We start from the raw sequence: 9,806 nt of genomic DNA, 5'->3' as shown, positions 1-9,806 counted from the left end.
GCCGTGAATACGTCCTTGTAGGCTCGGGCGCGCCATCCATGGCGCTTACGCCCCCAGCCAACCCACCCTCCCGGCCACGGCCAATTTCCCGCGCCACCACGGGAAAGATCAGGAAAGAATCAAAATCAAAAACCGATGCTTCAGACGTTCATGATGTCCGCCGTGTCGACCAAGGTCGACACCTACCAAAGCAGGATGTCGTTCCGACAGCCGCGGGAAGCTGTCGAAGGCGGGGTGGGTCCGGTGGCAGGGGCGTGAGCGCCATGGATGGCGCGACCGAGGCTACAGGGACGTACTTGCGCCGTCCCCTGCCACCGGACCCACCCCGCCATCCCACAGATAGCCATCTTTTGCCGTTGCTGTTGAGGTTGCCGGCCAGCGGCCGGCACTACCGCTTCGGCGGGTGCAGGGCGCAGCCCTGCCCGAAACCCTCAACCCGCCGGGGTGCCGGCACCATGCAGATAATCCAGGCTCACCTGCAGCAGCGCGCGGAATCCGACATCCAGCGCCTTCTCATCCAGCAGGAACTTCGGCGAATGGTTGGCCGGCGCCGTCGCCGGGTCGATGCCTACGCTGGTGGAACCGACGAAGAAGAACATGCCCGGCACTTCCTTGGCGTACAGCGAAAAATCCTCCGCGCCCATCTGCAGCGGCGGCTCGTACACGTTGTCCTTGCCCACCACCGCCTGCAGGCTCGGCAGCATCTTTGCGGTCAGCGCCGGGTCGTTCACCGTGGCCGGGTTGCCTTCCGATTCGTAGATGTCGGTCACCGCCTTGGCCCCATGCGCGGCGGCGGTGTGGTCGGCCACGTTGCGCAGGTCGGCGAAGATCTGCTGGCGCATGCCTTCGTCAAAGGTGCGGATGGTGCCAACCATTTCCACTTCATCGGGAATGATGTTGTAGCGGATGCCGCCGTTGATCGCGCCGAAGGTCAGCACCGCCGGCTGCTTGGACAGATTGGCGCGGCGGCTGACGATGGTCTGTGCGGTACCGATCAGGTCGGCGGTGGCAACAATCGGGTCGACGCCGTTCCACGGTGCCGAGCCATGGGTCTGTCGGCCGATCACCTTGATGCCGAAACGATCGGACGCGGCCATCAGCGGCCCCCCGCGCACCGCGATCTGCCCTGCCTGCACGCTGGAGAACACATGCAGGCCGAACACCGCCTCGGGCTTGAAGTCGGCAAACAGGCCTTCCTTCAGCATCAGCGCCGCCCCGCCCTCTTCCGGCGGCGGTGCACCTTCTTCGGACGGCTGGAAGATCAGCATCACCTGGCCCGGCAGGTCCTTCTTCATCGCCACCAGCGCTTCGGCCACGCCCAGCAGGGTGGCGGTGTGCGCGTCATGGCCACAGGCGTGCATCACGCCTACGGTCTGCCCGCGGTACTGCGCGGTGGCCTTGGAGGCGAACGGCAGGCCGGTCTGCTCGGTCACCGGCAGTGCGTCCATGTCCGCGCGCAGGGCGATCTTCGGCCCCGGCTTGCCGCCTTCGATGATCGCCACCACGCCATGGTGGGCGATGCCGGTCTTCGGCTTCAGGCCCATCGCGCGCAGGCGCTTGGCAACTTCGGCGGAGGTGCGTTCCTCGCGGTTGGACAGTTCCGGGTGCTGGTGGAAATCGCGCCGCCATTCAACCACCTTGGCTTGCAGGCGCTGCGCGGCAGCGGTCACTTCCGGGCGCTGCGCGTCCTCGGCGTGGACAAGGGCCGGCAGGGCCAGCAGCAGGGCGGACAGCAGCAACGAACGGCGCATCTCGATCTCCACGGAAGGGGTCTGCACCTGAATGTAGGGCAACCTTGCCGTTACGGGAACCTCCAGCGTCGTCCATCTGTCTGAGCGCCCGTCCCATCCGTCATGCAGGAAACCCGGTGGGCCACAGGTATGCTTTGCGCATTGCCACCCGGGGTGCCACCCCGTCCAGCCCTCTTGGAGTCTTGAATGTCACGTGTTTGGAAGATCGTGCTGCTGGTCGTGGCGGTACTGGTGCTGGCCGTGGTCGGCCTGCGCGTACTTGGTGGCGGCAAGGACAAGGCTGCCGGGCAGCAGGCAGGCGCCGGCCAGGGGGGTGAAGATCCCGATGCCGGCCCGGTGCCGGTGACCGTGGTCGATGCCGCGCGCCAGGACGTGCCGGTGTATGCCAGCGCACTGGGCACGGTGACCGCGATGAACACCGTGACGGTCAGCCCGCAGGTGGGTGGCCAGCTGATGAGCCTCAATTTCCGCGAAGGCCAGGAAGTGAAGAAGGGCGACGTGCTGGCGGTGATCGACCCGCGCACCGCCCAGGCCAGCTATGACCAGGCCGTTGCATCCAAGCGCCAGAACGAAGCCCTGCTGGCCACTGCGCGCTCGAACTACCAGCGCTCGAACGCGCCGGAGTACCGCCAGTTCGTGGCCAAGACCGATCTGGATACACAACGAAACCAGGTGGCACAGTACGAAAGCGCAGTGGCAGCCAATGAAGCCAGCATGCGTTCGGCGCAGGTGCAGCTGCAGTACACCAAGGTCACCGCGCCTATCACGGGTATCGCCGGCATCCGCGCGGTCGACGCCGGCAACGTGGTCAACGCCGGTACCGCACTGGTCACCCTGACCCAGATCCATCCGATCCACGTGCTGTTCAACCTGCCCGAACGCCAGCTCGGCGACGTGCGCCAGGCGCAGGCCGCCGGCAGCGTGCCGGTCGCAGCGCTGGACCGCGCCGATTCGCACGTGCTCAGCGGCGACGGCAAGCTGGACGTGGTCGACAACCTGATCAGCGCCGACAGCGGCACCTTCAAGGCACGCGCGGTGTTCGACAACACCGACAACGGCCTGTGGCCGGGCCAGTTCGTCAATGTGCGCATGCAGCTGCGCACCATCGGCGGCGGCGTGGTGATCCCGACCCAGGCAGTGCTGCGTGGCCCGGATGGCGAGTACGTGTACGTCGTGCAGGGCGACAACACGGTGAAGATGCAGACCGTGCGCAGTGGCGTGGAAGTGGGCGACAGCCAGGTGCAGATCGCCGAAGGCCTGAAAGGCGGCGAGCGCGTGGTCAGCGAAGGCCAGTTCCGCCTGAAGCCGGGCAGCAAGGTGACCGCGCTGAAGCCGGGCGAAACCCCGGCCGCACCGACCGAGGCCGAACTGAAGGCCGCCGAACAGAAGAGTGGCGGCGGCCGCCGCGGTGGTGGCCCGCGCTGAGCGCAGGCCCCTGCTCTTCCCCGCGCCGGCGATCCCGCCGGCGCTGCCATTGAAGTGCCAGCAAGGATCAGTCCGTGGGCTTTTCGACGATCTTCATCCGCCGCCCGATTGCCACCTCGCTGTTGATGGCGGGCTTGTTGCTGCTGGGCATTCTCGGTTACCGCAAGCTGCCGGTGTCGGCGCTGCCGGAAATCGATGCGCCCAGCCTGGTGGTGACCACGCAGTACCCCGGTGCCAACGCCACCACCATGGCCTCGCTGGTGACCACGCCGCTGGAGCGCCAGTTCGGGCAGATCTCCGGGCTGGAACTGATGACATCCGATTCCTCGGCGGGGTTGTCGACGATCATCCTGCAGTTCTCGATGGACCGCGACATCGACATCGCCGCACAGGACGTGCAGGCGGCGATCCGCCAGGCCACCCTGCCCTCGTCGCTGCCGTACCAGCCGGTCTACAACCGGGTGAACCCGGCCGACGCGGCCATCGTCACCCTCAAGCTGACCTCCGATACGCGGCCGCTGCGCGACGTCAACAACTACGCTGACTCGATCCTTGCCCAGCGCCTGTCGCAGGTGCAGGGCGTGGGCCTGGTGTCGATCGCCGGCAACGTGCGTCCGGCCGTGCGCATCCAGGTCAATCCGGCGCAGCTGTCCAACATGGGCTTGACCCTGGAAGAGCTGCGCAGCGCGCTCACCCAGGCCAACGTCAATGCGCCGAAGGGCTCGCTGAACGGCAAGACCCAGTCCTACAGCATCGGCACCAACGACCAGCTGGCCAGCGCCGCCGAGTACCGCGACACCATCATCAGCTACAAGAACGGCCGCCCGGTGCGTCTGTCCGACGTGGCCGAAGTGATCGATGGCGTGGAGAACGACCAGCTGGCGGCATGGGCCGATGGCAAGCCGGCCGTGCTGCTGGAAGTGCGCCGGCAGCCGGGCGCCAACATCGTGCAGACCGTCGAGCGCATCCGCGCGCTGCTGCCGCAGCTGCAGGGCGTGCTGCCGGCCGACGTGCACCTGGAGGTGTTCTCCGACCGTACCGAGACCATCCGCGCCTCGGTGCATGAAGTGCAGTTCACCCTGATCCTGACCATCGGCCTGGTGGTGGCGGTGATCTTCGTGTTCCTGCGCCGGTTCTGGGCCACCATCATTCCCTCGGTGGCGGTGCCGTTGTCGCTGGCCGGCACCTTCGCGGTGATGGCCTTCACCGGCATGTCGCTGGACAATCTCTCGCTGATGGCGCTGGTGGTGGCCACCGGCTTCGTGGTCGACGATGCGATCGTGATGATCGAGAACATCGTGCGCTACATCGAACAAGGCAAGAGCGGCAAGGAAGCGGCCGAGATCGGTGCGCGGCAGATCGGCTTCACCGTGCTGTCGCTGACGGTTTCACTGGTGGCGGTGTTCCTGCCGCTGCTGCTGATGCCCGGCGTCACCGGCCGCCTGTTCCACGAGTTCGCCTGGGTGCTGAGCATCGCGGTGGTGCTGTCGATGCTGATCTCGCTGACGCTCACCCCGATGATGTGCGCCTACCTGCTCAAGCCCGATGCACTGCCCGAGGGCGAGGACGCGCACGAACGTGCGGCCGCGGCCGGCAAGCAGAACCTGTGGACGCGTACCGTCGGCCTGTATGAGCGCAGCCTGGACTGGGTGCTGGAACACCAGCCGCTCACCCTGGCCGTGGCCGCAGCCGCGCTGGTACTGACCGTGCTGCTGTACGTGCTGATTCCCAAGGGCCTGCTGCCCGAGCAGGACACCGGCCTGATCACCGCCGTGGTCCAGGCCGACCAGAACATCGCCTTCCCGCAGATGGAGCAGCGCACCCAGCAGGTGGCCGAAGCGCTGCGCCGGGATCCGGATGTCACCGGCGTATCGGCCTTCATCGGCGCCGGCAGCATGAACCCCACGCTCAACCAGGGCCAGCTGTCGATCGTGCTGAAAGAGCGCGGCGAACGTGATGGGCTGGAAGACATCCTGCCACGCCTGCAGAAATCGGTCGCCGGTATTCCCGGCGTGGCGCTGTACCTGAAGCCGGTACAGGACGTGACCCTGGACACCCGCGTGGCCGCCACCGAGTACCAGTACTCGCTGTCGGACGTGGACAGCGCGCAAGTCGCGCTGCAGGCCAACCGCCTGACCCAGGCGCTGCGCCAGCGCCCGGAACTGGCCGACGTCGACAACAACTTGTCCAACCAGGGCCGCGCACTGGAACTGAACATCGACCGCGACAAGGCCAGCGTGCTGGGCGTGCCGATGCAGACCATCGACGACACCCTCTACGATGCTTTCGGCCAGCGCCAGATCTCGACCATCTTCACCGAGCTCAACCAGTACCGGGTGGTGCTGGAAGTGGCACCGCAGTTCCGCACCAGCACCGCGCTGATGGAACAGCTGGCGGTCGCCTCCAACGGCGCCGGCGCACTCACCGGCACCAACGCGACCAGCTTCGGCCAGGTCACCTCGTCCAACTCGTCGACCGCCACCGGTATCGGTGCACAGAACACCGGCATCACCGTCGGTGCGGGCGGCATCATCCCGTTGTCGGCGCTGGCCGAGGCGAAGGTCTCCAGCGCGCCGCTGCTGGTCAGCCACCAGCAGCAGCTGCCTGCGGTGACGGTATCCTTCAACGTCGCGGCGGGTCATTCGCTGTCCGATGCGGTCAAGGCCATCGAAGAGACCAAGGCCAGCCTGGACATGCCGGCGCACGTGCATGCGCAGTTCATCGGCAAGGCCGCCGAATTCACCGGCAGCCAGACCGACGTGGTGTGGCTGCTGCTGGCCTCGCTGGTGGTGATCTACATCGTGCTGGGCGTGCTGTACGAGAGCTACATCCACCCGATCACGATCATCTCGACCCTGCCGCCGGCCGGCGTCGGCGCGCTGCTGGCATTGATGGTCTGTGGCCTGAGCCTGTCGGTGGACGGCATCGTCGGCATCGTGCTGCTGATCGGCATCGTCAAGAAGAACGGCATCATGATGGTCGACTTCGCCATCGAGGCGCGGCGCACCGGCGCCAACGCGCGCGAGGCCATCCGCCGCGCCTGCCTGCTGCGCTTCCGCCCGATCATGATGACCACCGCTGCCGCCATGCTTGGCGCGTTGCCGCTGGCGCTGGGCACCGGCATCGGCTCGGAACTGCGTCGGCCGCTGGGCATCGCCATCGTCGGCGGCCTGCTGCTGTCGCAGCTGGTAACCCTGTACACCACGCCGGTGATCTACCTGTACATGGAACGCTTCTCGGAATGGCTCGCCCGTCGCCGTGAACAGCGCGCGCTGCGCGATGGCACGGTGCAGGAGCCGCAGGCATGACCCTGGCCCCGCACCTTCGGGGGGCTGCACGATGAACCTGTCCGGCCCCTTCATCCGCCGCCCGATCGGCACCGCCCTGCTGGCCATCGGCTTGTTCATGGTCGGCGTGATCTGTTACCTGCGGCTCGGCGTGTCGGCGTTGCCGAACATCGAGATCCCGGTGATCTTCGTGCACGCCAGCCAGTCCGGTGCGGATGCGGCGACCATGGCCTCCACGGTGACCGCGCCGCTGGAGCGCCACCTCGGCCAGCTGCCAGGCATTGACCGCATGCGTTCGTCGAGCTCGGAAGGCAGCTCGCTGGTCTTCATGATCTTCCAGAGCGACCGCGACATCGATTCGGCCGCGCTGGACGTGCAGACCGCGATCAATTCGGCGCAGGCCGACCTGCCCTCGGGCATGGGCTCGCCGATGTACCAGAAGGCGAACCCGAACGACGATCCGGTGATCGCCATCGCGCTGACCTCGCAGACGCAGTCCGCCGATGAGCTGTACAACGTCGCCGATTCGCTGCTGGCCCAGCGCATCCGCCAGATCGGCGGCGTCGCCTCGGTGGATATCGCCGGTGCCTCGACGCCGGCGGTGCGTGTGGACGTCAACCTGCGCCTGATGAACGCGCTGGGACTGACCGCCGACGACCTGCGCAATGCCGTGCGCGCGGCCAACGTGACCTCGCCCACCGGCTTCCTCAGCGATGGCAACACCACCACGGCGATCATCGCCAACGATTCGGTTGCACGCGCCGCCGACTTCGCCGATCTGGTGGTCAAGACCCAGGGCGATGGCCGGGTGATCCGCCTGAAGGACGTCGCCAACGTCTACGACGGCCAGCAGGATGCCTACCAGGCCGCGTGGTTCGACCACAAACCGGCCGTGGTGATGTATGTGTTCACCCGCGCCGGCGCCAACATCGTCGAGACCGTGGACCGGGTGAAAGCGCAGATTCCCGCGTTGCGCGACTACCTGCAGCCGGGCACCACGATGACGCCCTACTTCGACCGCACCCCGACCATCCGCTCGTCGCTGCATGAGGTGCAGATCACCCTGCTGATCAGCCTGGCGATGGTGGTGCTGACCATGGCGCTGTTCCTGCGCCGGTTGGCGCCGACGCTGATCGCAGCGGTCACCGTGCCGCTGTCGCTGGCCGGTGCCGCGCTGGTGATGTACGTGATGGGCTTCACCCTGAACAACCTGAGCCTGCTGGCGCTGGTGATCGCGATCGGCTTCGTGGTCGACGATGCGATCGTGGTGATCGAGAACATCATGCGCCACCTCGACGAGGGCATGCCGCGGATGCAGGCGGCCTTCGCCGGTGCGCGCGAAATCGGCTTCACCATCGTCTCGATCACCGCTTCACTGGTCGCGGTGTTCATCCCGCTGCTGTTCGCCAGCGGCATGATGGGCGCGTTCTTCCGCGAATTCACCGTGACCCTGGTGGCGGCGATCGTGGTGTCGATGATCGTTTCGCTGACGCTGACCCCGGCGCTGTGCAGCCGCTTCCTCAGCGCGCACGACCACACGGCGGCACCGTCGCGCTTCGGCCGCTGGCTCGATGCCGGTCACGAGCGGATGCTGCGCATCTACACCGTGTTCCTTGATTTTTCACTGCGCCATGCGCTGCTGCTGTCGTTGACGCCGTTGATCCTGATCGGCGTCACCATCTTCCTGTTCGGTGCGGTGAAGAAGGGCGCGTTCCCGCCGCAGGACACCGGCCTGATCTGGGGCCGCGCCAATTCCAGTGCGACGGTGTCCTTCGAAGACATGGTCAGCCGCCAGCGCCGCATCACCGACATGCTGATGGCCGACCCGGCAGTGAAAACCGTGGGCGTACGCCTGGGCAGCGGCCGCCAGGGCTCCAGCGCGCAGTTCAACGTGGAACTGAAGTCGCGCAAGGAAGGCCGCCGCGAAACCACCGCACACGCACTGGCACGGCTGAGTGCGAAGGCCGACCGCTACCCGGACCTGCAGCTGCGCCTGCGCGCGATCCAGGACCTGCCCAGCAACGATGGCGGTGGCAACAGCCAGGGCGCGCAGTACCGCGTCTCGCTGCAGGGCAACGACCTGGCCGCACTGCAGGAATGGCTGCCCAAACTGCAGGCGGCATTGAAGAAGAACCCGAAGCTGCGTGATGTCGGCACCGACGTCGACAACGCTGGCCTGCGCCAGAACATCGAGATCGACCGGGCCAAGGCCGCGCGCCTGGGCATCTCGGTCGGCGCCATCGACGGTGCGCTGTACGGCGCCTTCGGCCAGCGCCAGATCTCCACCATCTACTCGGACATCAACCAGTACAGCGTGGTGGTCAATGCGCTGCCGTCGCAGACCGCCACGCCTTCGGCGCTGGACGAAGTGCATGTGCGCGCACGCAACGGCGAAATGGTGCCGATCACGGCGGTGGCCCGCCAGGCGCCGGGCCTGGCGCCCTCGCAGATCACCCATGAAAACCAGTACACGACGATGGACCTGAGCTACAACCTCGCCCCCGGCGTCAGCATGGGCGAGGCCAAGGCCATCATCGACAGCACCGTGGCCGGTATGCGCATGCCCGGCGACATCCGCCTGGCCGACGACGCCGGCTTCGGCTTCAACTCCGACCCCAGCGACATGCTGATCCTGGTGCTGGCAGCCATCCTCACCGTCTACCTGGTGCTGGGCATCCTGTACGAAAGCCTGATCCACCCGGTGACGATCCTGTCCACCCTGCCGGCCGCCGGCGTCGGTGCGTTGCTGGCGTTGTTCGGCACCAATACCGAACTGTCGGTGATCTCGATGATCGCGCTGGTGCTGCTGATCGGCATCGTCAAGAAGAACGCGATCATGATGATCGACTTCGCCCTGGTGGCGCAGCGCGAACATGGGCTGACTCCGCGCGAGGCTGCACGTGAAGCCAGCATCGTGCGTTTCCGCCCGATCATGATGACCACGATGGTGGCGATCCTGGCGGCGGTGCCGCTGGCGATCGGCCTGGGCGAAGGTTCAGAGCTGCGTCGCCCGCTGGGCATCGCGATGATCGGCGGCCTGCTGTTCTCGCAGAGCCTGACCCTGCTCAGCACGCCGGCGCTGTACGTGATCTTCTCGTGCCTGGCCGAGCGCTGGAAGGCGCGGCGCGCGCGCAGGCGTGAAGCGAAGCTGCTCAGGCGCGCACAGCGGGCGTAGCAAGGCCCATCCACGCATGGCGTGGATCTACTGCAACACCTACCTTGGTGGGTGCGGACCGTTGGTCCGCACGCCGATGGCATTTGACGCGCCGTAACGAAAAGAGAACAATTCTCATCCAGCCATGGTCCTGCGCCCCCTTGCGGCGCCCCGCTGCCGTCCCCGGCA

General features: G+C 66.7%; 4 protein-coding genes. 3 read left to right on the top strand and 1 reads right to left on the bottom strand.

Going from position 1 to position 9,806, the window contains the following annotated elements:
* Positions 1–431: 431 nt before the first annotated feature.
* On the bottom strand, positions 432–1,751 hold the full coding sequence (locus ACUXVE_RS18545; RefSeq protein ID WP_093818228.1) for a M20 family metallopeptidase: 1,320 nt from the start codon (positions 1,749–1,751) through the stop codon (positions 432–434).
* A gap of 186 nt (positions 1,752–1,937) precedes the next feature.
* On the opposite strand from ACUXVE_RS18545, the gene ACUXVE_RS18540 reads away from it, so the two are divergent.
* The 3 genes from ACUXVE_RS18540 to ACUXVE_RS18530 all read left to right on the top strand — a co-directional run bounded on the left by ACUXVE_RS18540 (position 1,938) and on the right by ACUXVE_RS18530 (position 9,638).
* Complete coding sequence (locus tag ACUXVE_RS18540; protein WP_093818174.1) at positions 1,938–3,176, top strand: efflux RND transporter periplasmic adaptor subunit; 1,239 nt, start codon at positions 1,938–1,940, stop codon at positions 3,174–3,176.
* Positions 3,177–3,250: 74 nt separating this feature from the next.
* Positions 3,251–6,484 (top strand): efflux RND transporter permease subunit, encoded by a 3,234-nt coding sequence (locus ACUXVE_RS18535; protein ID WP_445514922.1) that lies wholly within the window; start codon positions 3,251–3,253, stop codon positions 6,482–6,484.
* A 31-nt stretch (positions 6,485–6,515) separates the two neighbouring features.
* Positions 6,516–9,638 carry an efflux RND transporter permease subunit gene (locus ACUXVE_RS18530; RefSeq protein WP_222388258.1) on the top strand — a complete coding sequence of 1,041 codons (3,123 nt, stop codon included), beginning with the start codon at positions 6,516–6,518 and terminating at the stop codon, positions 9,636–9,638.
* Positions 9,639–9,806: the final 168 nt, after the last annotated feature.

Source organism: Stenotrophomonas sp. 3(2025), from assembly GCF_052665395.1.
Note: the sequence above shows the minus strand (reverse complement) of the source record. Positions and strands in the feature narration are given on the sequence as shown.